Genomic DNA, 18,428 nt, shown 5'->3' on the forward strand with positions numbered 1-18,428 from the left:
TCCCCGCTACTCGCCCGCGATCTTCAGCAACAGCGGCCCGAGCAGACCGATCACCCAGACCAGGACGATGCCCGCCGCCCCGATCGCGAGCATCCGACGCTTCCACCGGCGTCGCGGCGTCGGCGGGGTCTCGCCCCACATCTGCGTACGGACGAGGATGCGGTTCGCCTCACCCACCAGCCGGCGGATCTCCGGGTCGTCGAGTTCGAGCCGGCCTTCGCGGGCGTGCTCGGCGATCGCCGTCGCTTCGGCGAGCGACAGCCCGTCGCTCGTGCCCTCGCGCTCGGTCATGTCGCCATCGTCCCACGCGGCCCCGGACTGTGCGCGCGGTCAGCGCATCCCGCGTACCGAGGAGGCATGTCACAACGCTTCCGAGGCCAGGTCGTCGTCATCACCGGTGCGTCGAGCGGCATCGGCCGCGCCGCCGCGCACGAGTTCGCCCGCCGTGGTGCGACAGTGGTGCTCGCCGCCCGCAGCCACGACAGTCTGGAAGCCGCCGCCGAGGAGTGCCGCCGGCTCGGCGCCGAGGCCGTCGCGATCCCCACCGACGTCGGAGACGAGCACCAGGTCACGGACCTGATCAGCACCGTCACGACGCGCTTCGGCCACATCGACGTGTTCGTCGGCAACGCTGCCCTGTTCATCTACGGCCTGTTCGAGCAGACCCCGACCGACTCGTTCAAGCGCGTCGTCGACACGAACCTCTACGGCCACCTCTACGCGATCACCCACCTGTTGCCGCACTGGCGGCAGCGTGGCCGCGGCACCTACGTGCTGGTCGGCAGCATCCAGTCGCTGCTGTCGGCGCCGTACCAGTCCGCCTACGTCACGAGCAAGCACGCCGCACTCGGGCTGGTCGACGTGCTCGGCGACGAGTTCGCGCACACCGGCATCCACTTCACCACGCTGATGCCCTCGACGATCGACACACCGATCTACCAGAACGGCGCGAACTACACCGACAGGGCCTCGCACCCACTGCCGCCGACGGTGTCCGTCGAGCGCGCGGGCAAGGCGGTCGTCACGGCGGCGCTGCACCCGAAGCGCTACCGGTTCGTCGGTCGCGTCCAGGCGTCGCTCGTGCCGCTGCAGTACGTGTTCCCCGGGCTGTTCCACAAGATCACGAAGCCGATGGTGGAGCTCTTCGCCCTGCGCGGCAGGCAGGCACCGACGGACGGCAACCTGTTCGAACCCGCCGACGCGGGCAACGCCACCGACGGTGGCTGGGTCGCGAAGCGACGGCGCGTCACGCGCCCCCTGCTGTGGGTCGGCGCCGCAGCCGCGGTGGCGACCGTCGTCCTGCGACCGCGTCGCTGACGGACAGGAGGCTCGTTGCGGCCCGGCCGCGGGCCTCCTGTCCGGACGTGGGCACGCCCGAGCATGCGAGGCGCCCCCGTTCCCCCGAGACGCTGCCCGGATCCGCGGCGTCTCGAGGGGGCGGCGGCGTCTCGCCGTGCTGGCCAGCATTGTCGGCTGACCGCGTCAGTCGAGCACGGCGGCGACTGCCTCGATCTCGACGAGCTGGTCGTCGTACCCCAGGACGGTGACGCCCATCAGGGTGCTCGGCACGTCGTGCTCGCCGAAGGTATCCCGCACGACCTCCCATGCTGCGACCAGGTCGGCCTGCCGTGTCGACGCCACCAGTACCCGCGTCGAGACGACGTCGTCAAGCGTGGCACCGGCGTCGGCGAGCGCCTGCCGCAGGTTCGCCACGCATGCGGCCGCCTGTCCCGCGTGGTCGCCGACGGCGACCGTGCGTCCGTCGGCGTCGAGCGGGCACGACCCCGCCAGGAACACGAGTCGCGCCGCGGCCGGTGCCGTGGCGGCGTACGCGTACTCGGCGACGGAGCTGAGCGAGGACGAACGGATGAGCTGCACGGCGCTGACCATGCTCCCCATCCTGGTCCACAGCACGTACGGTCGGACCATGACGACCGCGAGCCCGACGACGGACACCACCGGCTGGGCGACCTGGCACGCAGCGCACGAGGCAGCCCGTGCGAGCGAGCACGGCTTCCTGTCGGTAACGAGCATCCGGTGGCTGACGACGACGCCCGAGCGGTTCGACGACGTCCCCGGAGCGTGGTTCGTCGACCAGGACGGACCCGTGGTCGTCCTCGCCGACGACCCTGCTGAGCGCCTCGACGTCGACGGCTCCCTGGTGACGGGAACGCACCGGTTCGGGGACCTCGACAGCAGCCCCGCACCGCGCGTCGTGTGGCACCGCGACGACCGCGACGTCGTCATCGAGGTCGCCCGACGAGGCGGGAGCGACCTGGTCCGGCCCCGCGATCCGGCCGCCCCGGTGCGCCTCGCGTACCGCGGTACGCCCACCTACGCACCCGACGACCGGTTCGTGGTCGAGGCCCGGTTCCGCTCCTTCGCCGAGCCGCGTGCGGTGACGGTCGGCTCGGTCGTCGACGGGCTGGAGCACGTGTTCGCGGCACGTGGCACACTCGAGTTCGACCTCGACGGCCCGCGCACGCTCCTGGCGTTCAACGGACAGGGGGACGACCTGCACGTGCTGTTCTCCGACCGCACCAGCACGGTCACGACGTCGGCGACCCGGACGCTCGACGTGGGGGCTCCTGATGCCGACGGTCGGACCCGCGTCGACTTCACCCGGGCCACGAACCTGCCCTGCGCGTACACCCCGCACGCCACGTGTCCACTGCCGCCCCGCGAGAACCGACTCGACGTCGCGATCGAGGCGGGGGAGCGGCTGCCCGGACCCGGTGCGGCTGACTGACCGGGATGTCGTCCGCTGCCGGTCAGGTGCCGACGGTCAGGGCGTGACACGGGTCCACCCGGACAGTGCTCGCCAGGCCCGAGGGTCGAAGGTGATGACGCTCCCCATGCCGGGCTGGTCGAGCGCTCGGTCGATCGGGACACCACGCAGGTCCGCCAGCAGCAGCGCACCGACGGCGCCGTGCGAGACGAGCGTCACGTCCCCATCGGCCGTCAGCGATCGAACGGCCGCGACGATGCGGGTCTGGGCGTCGACCGCTCGTTCCCATCCGCGCACCGACTCGTCCAGCCGGTCGAAGAACCGGACGACCACCGCATCGAACTCCTCCGGCGGGAGGTACCCGGTCGCGCTGCGGTCGATCTCACCCAGCCGTCGGTCGACCTCCGGCACGACGCCGACCGTCTGGCCGAGCACCTCCGCGGTCTCGATCGCCTTCCGCTCGGCGCTCGACACGATGCGAGTGATGCCAGGATCCCAGGCGCTGTGGTGGGCGGCGCCCGCGCGCACGCGGCCGACCCCGCTCAGCGTCCACGACTCGATCGGGACCGCGGGGTCGATGACCACCTCGGCATGGGTCAGGAAGTACGAGGCCATGAGCCGACCCTGCCAGATGGCCTCACTCCTGGCGGGCGGTTGCGGTGCCGGAGGGTCGTCGTAGGGTGTGCTCGTGGAGTTCCCGGGGGAGGCGGACGGCGCGCGAGACGCGCCGACCTCTCCGGGGTCACCCCGGGGCACGCAGGACCAGCAGGACCACACGCCCCGAGAGGCTCGGCGCGCTCCGCGCGCTCGCCCTCACGGAGGCACCGACAGGTCCCCCGGGAACCCCACGCCCCTCGCCGTGGTCGCAGGCGCACTCGCCGACGCGTTCCTCGCCGCGGAGGGGTGGCACCGGGACGAGCTGACCGCAGCCGGGTACGACGTGCTCGGCGTCGAACGGACCTACGTCGGCGTCGCGGTCGGCGTCGCGCTCGAGGCGTACCCCCGTGCGCCGGTCGAAGCGCCCCGGCAGTTGGCCGCCGTGCTCGCGAGCGCACCGCGGCTCGTACGACTGCACGACTCGCGGGTGCCCCTCCGTCCCGTGCGGGTGCTCCTCCGTCGCGCGACCGCCGTCCACGCCCGGCCGGCCGTGGCGAGCCGCCTGCTCGTCGACACGCTGCCGGAGCTCGCCCGCGAACTCGACCTGACCGTGGGACGACTGCTCTGGCTCGCCGACACGAAGGGCTGGAACCGGCACCGGGGCCCGACGAGTCCGCTGCACCACCACCGTCACGAGTGGGTGCAGCGCCCCGGCCGTGCCCCGCGGCTGCTCGAGAAGCCGATGGCGATGCTCAGGCGGACCCAGCGGACGATCCTCGACGAGCTCCTCGCGGCGATGCCGGTGCACGACGCCGCGCACGGGTTCGTCGCCAGCCGTGGCGTCGTGTCGAGTGCCGCTGAGCACGTCGGGCGCCCGATCGTGCTGTCTGCCGACCTCACCGCGTTCTTCGCGAACGTCCGCGCGGCCACCGTCTACGGCGTGTTCCGCTCGGCCGGGTTCGCCGAGCCCCTCGCACACGTGCTCACCGGGATCTGCACCCACCGCGTCCCGCCCCACGTGCTCACCGCGATGCCACCCGGCGGCGACCCGGACCAGCGCACCGCACTCCGGCGAGCCCTCACCGAGGCGCACCTCCCGCAGGGCGCGCCGACGTCGCCGGCGCTGGCGAACCTGGCGCTGCGACACCTCGACGTGCGCCTGGCCGGCTGGGCCGCGGCCGTGGACGCCACCTACACGCGCTACGCCGACGACCTGACCTTCAGCGGCGGCGACGCGCTGGCCGCTCGGCCGGACGCCTTCCTGCGCGGGGTCGACCGGATCGTCACCGAGCAGGGCCACACGCTCAACGCCCGCAAGACCCGCGTCCGTCGCGCCGGCGTGCGCCAGTCCGTCACGGGCGTGGTCGTCAACGAGCGGACGTCGCCCGGTCGCCGCGAGGTCGACCGGCTGCACGCGATCCTGCACAACTGCGTCGTCCACGGCCCGGCGTCGCAGGACCGCGACGGCCACGCGGACTTCCGCGCGCACCTGCTCGGGCGCATCGGCTGGGTCGGTCAGGTCCACCCGGTCCGCGGCGCAGCGCTCATGACGCTCTTCGCACAGATCCGGTGGTGAGCAGATCGCGCCGTGGCTACTGTGACGCCATGACCGTGCATCGTGTGACCGCCCCCCAGCTGCCCACCGACGGCACGAAGGTCCGGGGGCCGGCGTCGTACTTCCCGAGCATCGAGACGACCTACGGTCGCCCCGTGCAGGAGTGGATCGACCTCGTCGTCGACCGGCTGGACACCGAACCGCACATGGCCGTCGTGTCCTGGCTCAAGGCCGAGCACGGCATGGGCCACGGGCACGCCAACGCGGTCGTCGCCTACGTCCGGCAGGCGCTCGCCTGAGTGGTCAGGAGCGGACCAGGCGGGCGATCGCCTCGGAGGCTTCGCGGACTTTCGCGGCCGGGTCACCACCGTCGGCCATCGCGTCGGCGACGCAGTGGCTGAGGTGGTCCTCGACGAGTCCGAGCGCGACCGACTGCAGGGCCTTCGTCATCGCTGACACCTGCGTCAGGATGTCGATGCAGTACTGCTCGTCCTCGACCATGCGCTGGAGGCCGCGGGCCTGCCCCTCGATGCGCCGCAGACGCTTCAGGTAGGCGTCCTTCGACGAGATGTAGCCGTGCTCGTGCTCGGTCATGGGGCCTCCCGGGGAGTGGTACCCCTCCAGGGTATGCCATTGCTCCGGTCTGGTTGACACGGTTGACGGTGCGAGCGTACGGTTGGTTGACATGGTTGCAGGAAGGCGGACCTCATGCCCACAGCACGACGCGCGGTCACCGGGACGGCCGAGGCGGCACTGCTCGCCGCGATCCAGGACCGGCTGCGCGGGGGTCGCTACGACGACGCGCTCGCTGCCGTCGAGGACGTCGACGCCCTGGCGGACCGCATGGTCGCCGCGCTGCCGGCGGTCAAGCACGAGGCTGACGAGTTGATCGGCCCGTTCTACGACGCGGCTTCGCTGGCGAACTGGCGCGGGGTCACGCGACAGGCCATCAGCAAGGCGAGCACCAAAGGCGACCTGCTCGGACTGAAGATCGGCGACGGCAGCCGGATCTTCCCGTCGTTCCAGTTCGGCCCGTCCGGTGCCCCGCTGCCTCGGTTGCGCGAGGTCCTCGACCTGCTCGACCCCGACCGGATCGACCCATGGGGCAGCGCACTGTGGTTGAACACCGTCGCCGACGAGTTCGGCGGCACGACGGCTGCCCAGGCACTCCGTGCCGGGCGGCACGAGCCCGTCCTGCGGGCCGCCCGCCGTGCTGCCCGCGCCTGGCTGGCCGACGCGTGACGGAACGGCGGACCGAGGTCGCACAGCGCGGGCCGGCTCCCGAGGCGGAGCTCGCCGGGTTCCCCACCGTCGAGTCGCGGGGCACGACGTTCTACCGTGCCAAGCGCCACGACCGCGGTGCGTGGTGGTTCGCGAGCACCCCGGCAGACGCCGATGGCGATGACGGTGGCCGGTTCGACCTGGCCGACCCCCGGGGCACCTGCTACTGGGCGGACTCGGTCGAGGTCGCGGTCCGGGAACGCCTCGCCCACCACACGCTGCACACCAACACGGTCTTCGTCGGGCGTGCTCGCGAGATGGTCGTCGTGGCGGCGCGGGCGTCGCGTGGTCGGCGGTTCGCCGACGTCACCGCACCCGGAGCGGTCCGGCACGGCGTCGGTGCCGAGCTGCAGACGATGGTCGACTACCGCGTGCCGCAGGCCTGGGCACGGGCCTTCGACGCCGCGGGGTTCGCCGGTGTCCGGTACAGCACGCGGTTCACGAGCGCCGCTGCCCCGAACGCGTGGGCCGTGTTCGGGACGGCGGGCGTACCGCGACGACCCCGACCCGAGCGCGTCCACCGCGACGGCGTCACGGCGTGCCGCGAGTCCGGCATCCGCGTGCTCGACGACGGCTCGACCGCCGGCCCCGAGCGCTTCACGATCGTGTCGCCGCCCCGCGCCTGACCTCCCGTCCGGCAGCGCCGTGTCGGTGGCTGCTCCTACCGTTCCCGACGTGGTCGAGCCAGTCGATGCGTGGTGGCGCCGCCGGCAGTTCTCGCGCGGCGTGCCGATGCCGTACGCCGTCGGCCAGTTCCGTGACGCGTGGGCGTCCTTCCCCGTGCTCATCCGGCAGTACCACCCGGAGTGGAACGCCGGCATCGTCCTGACCCAGATCCCGCCTGCGGCCGAGGTGCTGCTGACGTGGGAGTGTGACGTCGGCCACGTCTTCGTCGCCACCCCAGCCGAGCAACGCGGCCGACCCGGGCGTGAGCGACGGCGCTCGGTCTGGTGCCCGGAGTGCACGGTCATGGCCAAGCCGCAGCGCTGGCCCGTCCTGCCCGCGGACTGGCCAGCGGTCGTCCCCGCGCCGCAGCGCGCCGTCCGGGTGACGGGCCGTCAGACCCTGCCTGCGGCCGGGCGGGTGCGCGCACCCGGTGCGGACGCCGTGCCGACGGGAGCGGTCGCGTCCACACGAGCGGCTCGCCCCGGTGCACGCCGGGGCACGGTCCGGCGTCCGGCGGCAGAGCGCGATTTCTGCCGCAAGACCCCGCGCCTGCCGTCGGGCGACGCCTTCGTCAGTGTCTGCGCACCGGCGACCGCCTCGGCGGTCGAGGCCGAACTCCGCCAGGCCCTGGTGGACCGCTTCGACTTCACGTTCGACCGCAACGCCGTCCGCCTCGACCGGCCCTTCCACGACCACGTCGAGGCCTGGCCGGACGTCATCCTGCCCGAGCTGCGCGTCGCGATCGAGTACGACTCGACGGGGCGCCACGGGCTCGAACACGTCGGACCGCGCGAGGACTCCGACCGGCGCAAGGACCGCGCACTGCGCAGCGTCGGGTGGGAGGTCATCCGGATCCGCACCGGACGGCTGCCGGCGCTCGGTCCGCACGACCTGCAGGTGTCGGGCGTGTCCGGTCGGACGATCGAGCGCCTGGTCGACACCCTGCGCGACGTCCGCGGTGCGCTCTTCGTCGACGCCTACGCGCGCTGAGCTCCGCACGGTGCGAGGTCGGGGTGTCGGCACGGTGCGAAGTTGGGGTGTCGGCACGGTGCGAAGTTGCGTGTGCGTGCGACCTTGACCGCCCCGTGCGACTTTGTTGCGCTGCACGGGGCGATCAACCCCGCACCGTTCCAACCCCGCACCGTTCCAACCCCGCACGGTGCCAACCCCCGGCGTGTCAGCCGCGCAACGCCAGCGCCTCGCTGCACCACCGCGCGTGCAGCGCCCAGGGGTCCTCGACGCCCGCGCCCACCACGCGCACGTGGTCGAGCAGCTCCGCGGTGGCACGGAACCACTCGGTGCCGGGCCAGCGCGCGCCGGCGAACTGCTCGTGCCGGCGTCGCTCGAGCGTCCGGTCCCCGCGCTCGAACGCCAGCAGGTCCTGGTGAGGGATCCGGGCGAGTCGCTGGCGGGGGTTCGTCGTCGTGCCGATCTTCACCCGGTCGCCGACCGCGTCGCGCTGGCGCAGGTAGTAGACGACGTCGACCCGCGGAGGAGCGAGGTCGCTGTCCGGCACGTCGCCGTACGGCCACTCGCACACGGCGCAGACCGTTCCCGATGCGAACCGCACGCCCAGCCGGCATCCGCAGACGAGACACGGGCCGGGCAGCGCGTCCTCGACGCCGCGCGTGCCGTCGGCGAAGTCGCGGACCAGGACCACGTGCGCCTCGCACAGCGGGACCGGCGAGCCGGCGGCGGGCGCACCTGCGCAGCCGGGCACGCAGCAGGAGTCGACCATGCGCGGAACGCTAGCGGTCACGACCGACGTGCACCGGGCCTCCCGGCCGTCGCGGACGCGACCGTCGGGTCGCGGACGCGTCAGTCGAAGACGGCCCCCACCGGTTCGCGCTTCTCCTCCTGGAAGCGGTCCTCGGCGCGGCCGAGCGCCCAGTACGCCGACAGTGACATCTGCGCCTTCTCCACGCCCCACTCGTCCTGCAGCAGCCGACGGATCGCCTTCACGGCGGCGCGCTCACCGTGCGCGAACACCTGGACCGGCCGGGAGGCCCGCGGCAGCTCCCGGGTCGCGGCCAGCAGGAGCGTGCCCGGCTCGGCGCCGGTGGCGTCGCGGTGCAGCCACCGCAGGTCGACTCCCGACGGGTGCGGGACGTCCTGTTCGTCGTCGGGGCCCGCGACCTCGACGAGGGCGGTGCCGGTGGCGTCGGCGTGCATCGCCTCGAGCGCGGCGGAGATCGCGGGCAGGGCGCTGTCGTCGCCGAGCAGCAGGTGCTCGACCCCGGGGTCGGTTGTCGGCGCGTACCCGCCGCCCGGGCCGGACAGGGCGAGCAGGTCGCCGGGCTGCGCGGTGGCTGCCCACGGACCGGCGAGTCCGTCGTCGCCGTGCACGACGAAGTCGATCGCGATGGTCTGCGCCCCGTGGTCGACCGCACGCACGGTGTAGGTGCGCCGCGCCGGACGGTCCTCCTTCGGCAGCTGCTCGCGCAACGCGTCGAGGTCGTAGGGCGGCTGCAGTCCGAGCTCGCGCCGGGCGACGAGGAGCTTGACGTACTTGTCGGTCGTCGCGAGGCGCTCGGGGTCGGCCGCGCCGACGAACTCCGCGAACGCCGGGCCACCCAGGTGCACGCGGACCATGTGCGGCGAGACGCGTTCGGTGCGGTCGACGACGAACACGTGCTGGGTGCGGTTCTTCGGGCTCATGCTGGGGGAGCGTCCTCTCGTCGGCGATTCCTGGTGCGCGCTCGTCCTTGTGAGGTTAGCCTCACCTCATGGACGCATCCGTCACCCGGTTCTCGGAGCTGCTCCGCCTGCGCGCGTCGCGGACACCGGGGTCGACGGCCGGGACCGACTTCATGGACGCACTGCGCGAGGGCCGGTGCGAGGTGGCGGACTACGCCGACCTGCTCGGGCAGTACGCCTTCGTGTACGACGCGCTCGAGCGCGCGACCGACCGGATGGCGGACCACCCCGCGGTCAGCCCCTTCGTGACCGCCCACCTGACGCGGATGCCGGCGATCCGTGCGGACCTGGAGTACCTGGTCGGACCGGACTGGTCCGAGCTGGTCTGCCCGACGCCGGCCACGACCGCGTACGTCCGACGCCTGAACGAGGTCGCGTCCACGTGGCCCGGCGGCTTCGTCGCGCACCACTACACGCGCTACCTCGGCGACCTGTCCGGGGGTCGCGCGATCGGCCTGACGCTCAGCCAGCAGTTCGGCTTCGACACGAACGGCGTGCTGTTCTGGATCTTCGACCAGCTCGCCGACCCGGCAGGGTTCGAGGACACCTACCGCGCCCAGCTCGACGCCGCCCCGTGGGACGCCGCCGAGCGCGAGCGGGTGATGGCCGAGGTCGAGCTGGCGTCCACGCTCGACGACGGACTGCTCGCTGAGCTCGACGCGCGGCGCACCGCTGCCGCCACGGCCTGAGGGTCCACACCGAGCGTGAGCCGACCGGCTGGACGGTCGTCGTCACGCGGGCGCGTCGGCCGATACGCTGCTGGGGTCCCGGCGCTGACGTCCCGGGCGACCGGGAGGACGAGATGACGGCGATCGACGGCTCGACGCGCTTCGGCAGCGCACGTGACCACGTCAGCGGTGCGGTCGACAGCGACCTGCGCGCGGACGTCCGCTACCTCGGCAGCCTGCTCGGGCGGGTGCTCCGCGAGAGCGGCGGCGACGACCTGCTGCAGGACGTCGAGTCGCTCCGTGCGGCGGTCATCACGGCGTACGAGGGCGACGACGCGGACGGTGCTGCGCGGGCCGAGGCCGTCGTCGCGGCGTTGTCGCCGGAGCGGGCAGAAGAGGTCGCCCGCGCCTTCACGACGTACTTCCACCTGGCGAACCTGGCCGAGGAACACCACCGCGTGCGCGTCCTCCGTCAGCGTGGCGACGACGGCGGTGTCGCGGGCGACTCGTTCCCCGCCACCTACGCCGAACTCGTGGACCAGGTGGGCGCGGACGAGGCCGCCGCACGGCTCGACGCCCTCCGCTTCCACCCCGTGCTGACCGCCCACCCGACCGAGGCCCGTCGTCGCGCGGTCACGACGGCCGTCCGCCGCATCACCGACCTCATCGACGAGCGGGACCGCGCGAAGAACGCCACCGCGCGCGCCGAGAACGAACGGCGGCTACTCGAGGAGATCACGAACCTCCTGCGCACCTCGCCGCTCCGCACCACCCGGCCGACCCCGCTCGACGAGGTCCGAACGGCGATGAGCGTGTTCGACCAGACGCTGTTCGAGATCGTCCCGCAGGTCTACCGGCTGCTCGACGACCGGCTGCTCGGGGACGACGCGGGCAGCGGCCCGGTCCGGGCCCCGGCCTTCGTGCGCTTCGGCACGTGGATCGGCGGCGACCGGGACGGCAACCCGTTCGTCACCGCGGACATCACGCGCCAGGCCGCCGAGATCGCCGCCGAGCACATCCTGCTCGGGCTCGCCCGTGCCGCCACCCGCATCGGCAGCACCCTGACGCTCGACGCCAGCGAGACGCCCGCCGACGCCGGACTGACCGCGCTCGTGGCCGCCCAGGAAGCCCTCGACCCGGACATCGCCGAGCGCATCGGCATCCGCGCACCGAACGAGACCCACCGTCGCGCGCTGCTGTTCACGGCGGCCCGCATCGATGCGACCCGCCGCGGTGACGCACCCCTGGCGTACGACGCGCCCGAGGCGTTCCTTGCCGACCTGCGGACCATCCAGACGTCGCTCGTCGCGGCCGGCGCAGCACGCCCGGCCCACGGCGAACTGCAGAACCTCATCTGGCAGGTCGAGACCTTCGGGTTCCACCTGGCCGAGCTCGAGGTCCGCCAGCACTCCCAGGTACACCGCACCGCCCTGGCCGAGATCCGCGCGGGTGGCACGCTGAGCGAGACCACGGAAGAGGTCCTCGCCGTGTTCCGCACGATCGCCGGCCTGCAGCGTCGGTACGGCGTCCGTGCCGCGAACCGCTACATCGTCTCCTTCACCCAGTCGGCCGCCGACCTGGCGAACGTGCACGAGCTCGCCGTCGCCGCTCTGGGGTCCGAGCAGGACGCGCCCGTGCTCGACGTGATCCCGCTGTTCGAGACGTTCGCCGACCTGCACGCGAGCGTCGACATCCTCGACGAGGCCGTCCGCACCGCGGCGTTCCAGCGTCGTCTCGCCGCCACCGGCCGCAAGCTCGAGGTCATGCTCGGGTACTCCGACTCCTCGAAGGACGTCGGCCCGGTCTCGGCGAACCTCGCGCTCTACGACGCCCAGGCGCGCATCGCCCGCTGGGCCGTCGAGCACGACGTCGAGCTGACCCTCTTCCACGGCCGCGGCGGTTCGCTCGGACGCGGGGGTGGCCCCGCGAACGAGGCCGTGCTCGCGCAGCCACCCGGGTCCATCGACGGTCGGCTGAAGCTCACCGAGCAGGGCGAGGTCATCTTCGCCCAGTACGGCGACCAGGACATCGCGGCGCGGCACCTCGAGCAGATGGCGTCGGCGACCCTGTTCGCGTCGTCCCCGTCGAACGAGTCGCGGACCCAGGCTGCTGCCGAGCGCTTCGCCGACCTGGCGCAACAGCTCGACGACGTCTCCCGCGAGGCCTTCTACGGACTGGTCAAGGCCGACGGGTTCGCGCCCTGGTTCGCGCGGGTCACGCCGATGGAGGAGATCGGGCTGCTGCCGCTCGGGTCCCGCCCCGCGCGCCGCGGTCTGAGCGTCGAGTCGCTCGAGGACCTCCGCGCCATCCCGTGGGTGTTCTCCTGGACCCAGGCGCGCATCAACCTCGCCGGGTGGTACGGCCTGGGGTCCGCACTCGAGGCCGTCGGCGACGTCGAGCTGCTCCGCACCGCGTACGCCGAGTGGCCGCTGTTCGGGGCGATGATCAAGAACGTCGCGATGTCCCTGGCGAAGACGGACGAGCACATCGCCCGTCGCTACCTCGACCTCGCCGACCGCGACGACCTGGCGAGTGCCGTCCTCGACGAGATGGTCCGCACCCGCGACTGGGTCCTCCGCATCTCGGGCGGCTCGGACGTGCTCGAGGACCGTCCGGTGCTCGCCCGTGCGGTGCGCCTGCGCAGCCCGTACGTCGACGCCCTGTCGCACCTGCAGCTCCGGGCGCTCCGTGCCATCCGCACGTCGGGCAGCACCGACCCGACGGACGCCGACCACCGGCTGCTCCTGCTCACGGTGAACGGGATCGCCGCCGGCCTGCAGAACACCGGCTGACCCGCCGCGTCGCGGTCACGCGGCGCGGTGCGTCCGTCGGCGCCGCCTCGAGGTTCCGGAACAGCGGCATCTCGAGCGCGGGGACGGGGTGTCCGCGCCACCTCGGCGAACGTGCGCGGCACGTCGTGCGACCTGGCCGTGTCCGGACGGGAGGCCCGGTGCCAGCTGACACCGGGCCTCCCGTCCGTCGTCTCCCGACGTCCCCCCTCCCAGGTGATGCCGGTGTTGCGGAACCTCGCGTCGTCGGACCGGCCGCTCGCGCGACCTCGACGCACCGCAGGCGGCGAGTCGTGCGACTCCCGGTGCCAGACCCGCGGCACGCGTCCGCGACCCCTGTCGAATCGATTCGGCGCGGCGTAGCGTGGCGCAGGTGACGACGGAGCGCAGCCGGACCAGACCCCGCACCCAGACGACCCTGCCGCCGATCGTCCCCCTGGCACTGATCGTGGGCGTGTCGCCGTTCGCGACCGACATGTACATCCCCGCACTGCCGACCATCGCGCGGGACCTCGGCACCACACCGAGCGCCGTCCAGCTGTCGTTGACGGCGTTCCTGGTGGCGTTCGCGGTCGGACAGCTGCTGGCCGGACCCGTCAGCGACGGGATCGGACGCCGGCCGATGCTCCTGGGCGGCACCGCGCTGTTCGCGGTCGCATCGCTCGGCTGTGCCGTCGCGCCGGACGTCGTGACGTTGGTCATCGGTCGTGTGGTCGAGGGACTCGCCGGCGCGGCGGCGGCGGTGGCCGGCCGGGCGATGGTCTCCGACGTGACGGAGGGACCGCGCATGGCGAAGGTGTTCGGCACCCTCGCGGCGATCAACGCGATCGGGCCGGTCGTCGCGCCGCTGGTCGGGGGAGCGGTCCTGACGGTCGCGTCCTGGCGCGTGATGTTCGTCGTCCTGGCGGTGCTCGGAGCGGTGTTCTTCGTGCTCGTGCTGCCGTTCTTCCACGAGACGCTCCGGCCGGAGTCCCGCGGTGGCATCGGACTTGCGGCGAACTGGCAGCGGATGCGGCAGCTCGTGCAGATCCCGCGGTTCCGGGCCTACCTGCTGACGTCCGTCCTGTCGACGATCGGGTTCTTCGCCTACATCGCCACGAGCTCGTTCGTGTTCCAGACGCAGTTCGGGTTCTCCGAGGGGCTCTACACGATCGTGTTCGCCACGAACGCCACGATGATGATCGTCACGACACTGGTGTTCCGACGCGTGGTCGGGCGGTTCTCCGAGGACGCGCTCCTGACCGCCGGGCTGCTCGTCGGGACGCTGGGTGCCGCCGGAGTGCTGACGTCGGCGCTGCTCGACCTCGGCCCGGTCCCGGTGTGGTGCTCGCTCGCCGTGGTCACGGCGGCGTGGGGCTTCGTGCTCCCCGCAGCCATGACGCGGACCCAGCACATCGGCGCGGCGCACCCGGGCACGGCGGCCGCACTGCAGGGCGGTCTGTCGTTCGGGCTCGGCGGCCTCGGCACGCCCCTCGCCGGACTGCTCGGTGGCACGGCGCTGGCGATGGGCGCGGTGATGGTGACGCTGATGGCAGCGGCGGTCGTGGTCCAGACGATCGCGACGCGACGAGCCCGGTGACCGCGTGCCGCCGCACCCGCTGGCCACGACGCGACGCGCGGGGGACTGTCGAACGCCTGTCGGACGGCGACCGATAGTGTCGGGTGCGCAGCCCCTACCGATGCAAGGAGAACACCCCGTATGGACATCGTCGTACACGAGGCGCAGACGGACGCTGCCGTGCTGGAGTGCAAGGGCCGCCTGAACATGGTGTCGGCGCCGGCGTTCCGCGAAGCCGTCGCCAAGGTCGTCGGGGACGGCCGCAACCGAGTGGTCGTCGAGCTGTCGGGCGTCGAGTTCATGGACTCGTCCGGCCTCGGTGCGTTGGTCGGCTGCCTGAAGACCGCGCGGCAGGCCGGCGGGGACCTCCGCATCGCCGCGCCGTCGGACCAGGTCAGCATGGTCCTCAAGCTCTCCAACATCGACAAGATCCTGCGGACGTACCCGGACGGGGACGCCGCGGTGTCGACCTGGGCATGACCGGCACCGCCGTGGCTGACCACCGTCTGGAGTTCGCGTCGCCGCCCGACGACGTCACGTGCGTGCACGACTTCCTCGCCGCGGTCTGGGGTGCCGAACCCTCGGTCGGCATCGAGGACCGCATGGCCTTCGAGCTCGCCGTCGTCGAGCTCGCCTCGAACGTCGTCGAGCACGCCGGTGGCGGCGAGCGGGTCGCCTGCTCACTGTCGCTCGCGGTGAGCGGCCGCGAACTCGAGGCGGAACTCACCGACGATGGTCTGCCCGCGTCCGTCGATCCCGCCGGTGCCGCACTGCCGGACGCGTCGGCCGAGAGCGGCCGGGGGCTGGCGCTGGTCGGCATGGTCGTCGACGAACTCCGGTACGAGCGTGCCGGCGACCGGAACCACTGGACCGTCCGGCGCGGTCGGGTCTGACGCACCAGAACGAGCAGTCGTCAACACTCCGGGGACCCCGGGCAGGCGGACGGTCCGGTAAGCGCACACCGGCGGCCGGAACCCGCGAGACCCAACGGGGGATTGCGGACCCCCCGGGGGCGCGTGTCACGATGCGCCGGTGACCATCGACCACGACCCGCGGATGATCTTCGAGACGTCCGGCGACGACCTCGACGACGCGCAGCGCATGTACGAGGCGGCCTACGAGGGATCCGGGTTCAGCACCCACACGACCGACCGGATGTTCCAGTACCGGTTCCGCGTGGTCGGTGACGAGACGATGTCGTTCCGGTCGAGCCGGTTCGACGCCAGCGTCCGGGGCGAGGTCGAGCTGCGTGACGAGTACGCAGTGATGTGGCTCGCCGACGGGGGCGGTCGCGTCGACATCGGGCGCGACGAGGTGTCCTTCGGACCGGGCAACCCGATGATGTTCCCCACGGGACGGCCCTTCGAGTTCGAGCTGGCGGACGTCCGGCAGAGCCTGGTGCAGTTCGAGCGCACCTACCTCGAGGGCATGGCGGCGGAGATGCACGGCGTCCAACCGGGTCCGCTCGTCTTCGACCACGCCGCCACCCCGGCACCCGATGCGCTGCGGTCGTGGAACCGGCAGGTGCAGGAGGCTGCCTCCGTCGTGCTGGCGAAGGCCGCGGTGGCGCCGCTCGTCCTCGCGGAGACGTCACGGACGACCGCCATGGCCCTGCTGCGTACCTTCCCCCATCGCCTGCTGGCGCCGGACGTGGCGCTGCCCCAGGGAGCGACGGGCCGCGTCCGCGAGGCCGTCGAGTACATGCACGCCTTCGCGCACACGCCGGTCACGACCACGGACGTCGCCGAGCACGTCGGGCTCAGCGTGCGCGGGCTGCAGCAGGCGTTCCAGCGACAGGTCGGCATCGCGCCCAACTCGATGCTGCGCGGCATCCGACTCGACCGGATCCGCGAGGAACTGCGACACGGGACCCCGCGTGAGCTCACCGTCGCGTCGGTCGCGGTGAAGTGGGGCTTCGCCCACCTGGGGCGGTTCTCGGCGGCCTACGCCACCCGGTTCGGCGAGTACCCGCGGGACACGCTGCAGGGCTGAGGCCCCCGCCGAGCCCGCGCGCCCTCTACGCTGGAGGGGTGAGCCGACCTCGACCCTGGGTGATCGTGCCCGGCATCTGGAACTCCGACCCCGAGCACTGGCAGTCACGGTGGCAGGCCGAGCGTCACGGGACCGCGATCCGCATCGCGCCGACGTCGTGGTCCGATCCTGACCCGGTCGACTGGGCGCGTGCGATCGACCGCGCGGTCGCGGCCACCGACGGACCACCCGTGCTCGTCGCGCACAGCCTGGGCGTGATCGCGGCGTGGCGGTGGCTCGTGGACCACGACGACTGTCGGGTCGCCGGGGCGTTCCTCGTCGCCCCACCCGACCCCGCGGCGCCCGGCTTCCCCGCGGCAGCGGCCGGCTTCACGCTGCCCGAGCGCTCCGTCACGACGCCCACGCTGCTCGTCGTGAGCGACGACGACCCGTACTGCTCGACCGAGCGGGCGACGGCGATGGGTGAGGCGCTCGGTGCCGACGTCCGTCGGATCGGGGAGCACGGTCACGTGAACGTCGCCAGCGGTGTGGGCGACTGGCCGGTGGGCCGAGGGCTCCTCGAGGACTTCACCGCAGGGCTCTGATCCCGGGTCCGACACGCCGTTCATCTTCGGCGTGACATGCCGCCGGATGCGCGACACACCGCGGATGTCCCAGCCTCACGTCCCGCGGTGTCCATACTTCGAGCATGAAGACCCAGTCCGGAGCACGAACGCCGCTCGTCGACCCGTTCGGTCGTGAGCTCGAGGAGTGGCTCCGCGACGCTCCCGCCACCCGTGCGCCGTACCTGTCGGACCTCGTGGTCCCGCCGGTCACCGGCCCGGTGCAGCGACCGGACACGACCCACACCGAGCTGACCGACACGGCCCAGGACGAGCTGGTCGTCCCGAGCGACACCGCGCACGACGCGCCGTCCGACGTCGAGCTGGACCACCCGGTCGACAGCGCGCAGGACGTGCCGTCGGACGCGACCTCCGACGTGGCCTTCCGCCGCCCCCGCGACCGCGGTCGGCACGCGTCCACCTGCGGTCCGTCCTTCCCCGAACCCCCGGAGCGCATCGCCCTGCGCATCGAGGAGCTCGCCGTCGAGGTCTCCGCACAGAGCGGCCGGCCCACGCTCGAGCGCATCGTGGTGCTCGAGGACGAGGTCCGCCGCCGCGACGAGGACCTCGCACGCCTGACCGCGTGGGAGGCCGGCATCGCCCACCTGACCGACCCCGAGGTCGATGCCGCGCGCGCCTACGCGCGCTCGGTGTTCGCCGATCTGCTCGCCGACGCTGCCGACGAGGCCGACCGCCGTGACCGCGTCGCCTCCCGACGCGCCGACGCGAGCCGCGCCGCCGCCGCTACGGGGACCGTGACCCTGCAGCGTCCCGCGCCCGCACCGGAGTTCGCCGCCACGCCGGTCCCGGTGGCGCCCACGTCCTCTGACGCGCCGGTCCTCGTCCTGCCGGCCGTCGCCGCGCCGGTCTCCGTGCTGGGTGCGCCGGCGCTGGACGACGCCTCCGCCGACCGGGACGAACCCGCTCGGCTCGTCCCGAGCACCCAGACCGTCACGCCGGTGTCCGCGAACACGCGCCCCACTCCGCTCATCCAGCCCGCGACCGGGCCGACCGTCATCGACCGCGACGCCTTCGCGGCCGTCCTCCGCTCGCACCGCGCCGAGACGGCCGGGACCCCCGTCGTGTTCCCCGTCGACCTCACCGCGGACGGCGAACGGGCCGCGGCCGGCGAGGTCGCTGCGGACTCCGCGGCGGCCGACGACGTCGCCGTGGAGCGCGCCGCTGCCGACCAGGACGCCGACCGCCCCGGCTGGTGGGCACGCGCGGTCGCCGCGGTCCTGCGCCTGCTCGGCCGTCGGTGACCACCGCGCACTGGTTGCCGTCGGCTCCTCGGT

21 protein-coding genes are annotated in these 18,428 nt (G+C 73.0%); 15 read left to right on the top strand and 6 right to left on the bottom strand.

All coding sequences use genetic code 11. The annotated features are described in order from the left end of the window. Positions 1–6: 6 nt before the first annotated feature. Entirely contained in the window at positions 7–291 is a 285-nt protein-coding gene (locus DEJ13_RS07940; protein ID WP_111107389.1) for a hypothetical protein, read from the bottom strand. Positions 292–357: 66 nt separating this feature from the next. On the opposite strand from DEJ13_RS07940, the gene DEJ13_RS07945 reads away from it, so the two are divergent. Then, positions 358–1,317: an SDR family NAD(P)-dependent oxidoreductase gene (locus tag DEJ13_RS07945; RefSeq protein WP_111107388.1), complete on the top strand. Its 960-nt coding sequence runs from the start codon at positions 358–360 to the stop codon at positions 1,315–1,317. A 165-nt stretch (positions 1,318–1,482) separates the two neighbouring features. On the opposite strand, the gene DEJ13_RS07950 is transcribed toward DEJ13_RS07945, so the two are convergent. After that, on the bottom strand, positions 1,483–1,890 hold the full coding sequence (locus DEJ13_RS07950) for a RidA family protein (protein WP_111107406.1): 408 nt from the start codon (positions 1,888–1,890) through the stop codon (positions 1,483–1,485). Positions 1,891–1,927: 37 nt separating this feature from the next. Between DEJ13_RS07950 and DEJ13_RS07955 the strand changes: the two genes are divergently transcribed. After that, positions 1,928–2,749, top strand: a complete 822-nt coding sequence (locus tag DEJ13_RS07955; RefSeq protein ID WP_111107387.1) for a DUF1684 domain-containing protein — start codon at positions 1,928–1,930, stop codon at positions 2,747–2,749. A 36-nt stretch (positions 2,750–2,785) separates the two neighbouring features. On the opposite strand, the gene DEJ13_RS07960 is transcribed toward DEJ13_RS07955, so the two are convergent. Further along, positions 2,786–3,343 (bottom strand): histidine phosphatase family protein, encoded by a 558-nt coding sequence (locus DEJ13_RS07960; RefSeq protein WP_111107386.1) that lies wholly within the window; start codon positions 3,341–3,343, stop codon positions 2,786–2,788. A gap of 244 nt (positions 3,344–3,587) precedes the next feature. Between DEJ13_RS07960 and DEJ13_RS07965 the strand changes: the two genes are divergently transcribed. Continuing rightward, complete coding sequence (locus DEJ13_RS07965; RefSeq protein ID WP_111107385.1) at positions 3,588–4,901, top strand: reverse transcriptase family protein; 1,314 nt, start codon at positions 3,588–3,590, stop codon at positions 4,899–4,901. 29 nt (positions 4,902–4,930) lie between these two features. Continuing rightward, on the top strand, positions 4,931–5,179 hold the full coding sequence (locus tag DEJ13_RS07970; protein WP_056125167.1) for a DUF4287 domain-containing protein: 249 nt from the start codon (positions 4,931–4,933) through the stop codon (positions 5,177–5,179). Between the two features lie 4 nt (positions 5,180–5,183). Here DEJ13_RS07970 and DEJ13_RS07975 read toward each other — a convergent pair whose 3' ends face one another. Continuing rightward, positions 5,184–5,474, bottom strand: a complete 291-nt coding sequence (locus tag DEJ13_RS07975) for a metal-sensitive transcriptional regulator (protein ID WP_056125164.1) — start codon at positions 5,472–5,474, stop codon at positions 5,184–5,186. 114 nt (positions 5,475–5,588) lie between these two features. On the opposite strand from DEJ13_RS07975, the gene DEJ13_RS07980 reads away from it, so the two are divergent. Genes DEJ13_RS07980 through DEJ13_RS07990 form a run of 3 tightly spaced genes read left to right on the top strand, consistent with a single transcriptional unit; the run spans position 5,589 to position 7,817 of the window. After that, positions 5,589–6,122 (top strand): hypothetical protein, encoded by a 534-nt coding sequence (locus DEJ13_RS07980; RefSeq protein ID WP_056125160.1) that lies wholly within the window; start codon positions 5,589–5,591, stop codon positions 6,120–6,122. Then, positions 6,119–6,787, top strand: coding sequence for an RES family NAD+ phosphorylase (locus DEJ13_RS07985; protein ID WP_181437078.1), 669 nt, complete (start codon positions 6,119–6,121; stop codon positions 6,785–6,787). Before DEJ13_RS07980 ends, DEJ13_RS07985 begins: the two co-directional genes overlap by 4 nt. Before the next feature lie 49 nt (positions 6,788–6,836). Continuing rightward, positions 6,837–7,817 carry a putative endonuclease domain-containing protein gene (locus DEJ13_RS07990; protein WP_111107383.1) on the top strand — a complete coding sequence of 327 codons (981 nt, stop codon included), beginning with the start codon at positions 6,837–6,839 and terminating at the stop codon, positions 7,815–7,817. Positions 7,818–8,004: 187 nt separating this feature from the next. Here the strand turns inward: DEJ13_RS07990 and DEJ13_RS07995 are convergent, their stop codons facing one another. Continuing rightward, entirely contained in the window at positions 8,005–8,565 is a 561-nt protein-coding gene (locus DEJ13_RS07995) for a GIY-YIG nuclease family protein (protein ID WP_056125149.1), read from the bottom strand. An 80-nt stretch (positions 8,566–8,645) separates the two neighbouring features. Then, positions 8,646–9,485, bottom strand: a complete 840-nt coding sequence (locus tag DEJ13_RS08000; RefSeq protein WP_056125143.1) for a siderophore-interacting protein — start codon at positions 9,483–9,485, stop codon at positions 8,646–8,648. A 68-nt stretch (positions 9,486–9,553) separates the two neighbouring features. Between DEJ13_RS08000 and DEJ13_RS08005 the strand changes: the two genes are divergently transcribed. From DEJ13_RS08005 to DEJ13_RS08040, 8 genes are all read left to right on the top strand, one after another. Further along, positions 9,554–10,213 (top strand): biliverdin-producing heme oxygenase, encoded by a 660-nt coding sequence (locus DEJ13_RS08005; protein WP_111107382.1) that lies wholly within the window; start codon positions 9,554–9,556, stop codon positions 10,211–10,213. Between the two features lie 113 nt (positions 10,214–10,326). After that, a complete protein-coding gene (locus tag DEJ13_RS08010) occupies positions 10,327–12,984 on the top strand; it encodes a phosphoenolpyruvate carboxylase (protein WP_111107381.1) in 2,658 nt (885 codons plus the stop codon). 370 nt (positions 12,985–13,354) lie between these two features. After that, entirely contained in the window at positions 13,355–14,560 is a 1,206-nt protein-coding gene (locus DEJ13_RS08015; protein WP_258374132.1) for a multidrug effflux MFS transporter, read from the top strand. 120 nt (positions 14,561–14,680) lie between these two features. Continuing rightward, the gene (locus DEJ13_RS08020; RefSeq protein ID WP_111107379.1) at positions 14,681–15,019 is read left to right on the top strand and encodes an STAS domain-containing protein; all 339 of its coding nucleotides are present in this window, start codon (positions 14,681–14,683) and stop codon (positions 15,017–15,019) included. After that, positions 15,016–15,432 (top strand): ATP-binding protein, encoded by a 417-nt coding sequence (locus DEJ13_RS08025; protein WP_111107378.1) that lies wholly within the window; start codon positions 15,016–15,018, stop codon positions 15,430–15,432. Before DEJ13_RS08020 ends, DEJ13_RS08025 begins: the two co-directional genes overlap by 4 nt. A 139-nt stretch (positions 15,433–15,571) precedes the next feature. Beyond that, positions 15,572–16,531, top strand: a complete 960-nt coding sequence (locus DEJ13_RS08030) for a helix-turn-helix transcriptional regulator (protein WP_111107377.1) — start codon at positions 15,572–15,574, stop codon at positions 16,529–16,531. Between the two features lie 38 nt (positions 16,532–16,569). Further along, a complete protein-coding gene (locus tag DEJ13_RS08035; RefSeq protein ID WP_111107376.1) occupies positions 16,570–17,115 on the top strand; it encodes an RBBP9/YdeN family alpha/beta hydrolase in 546 nt (181 codons plus the stop codon). Between the two features lie 104 nt (positions 17,116–17,219). Then, a complete protein-coding gene (locus DEJ13_RS08040; RefSeq protein ID WP_111107375.1) occupies positions 17,220–18,395 on the top strand; it encodes a hypothetical protein in 1,176 nt (391 codons plus the stop codon). Positions 18,396–18,428 lie beyond the last annotated feature (33 nt).

It is taken from the genome of Curtobacterium sp. MCLR17_007 (genome assembly GCF_003234655.2).
GTDB lineage: Bacteria > Actinomycetota > Actinomycetes > Actinomycetales > Microbacteriaceae > Curtobacterium.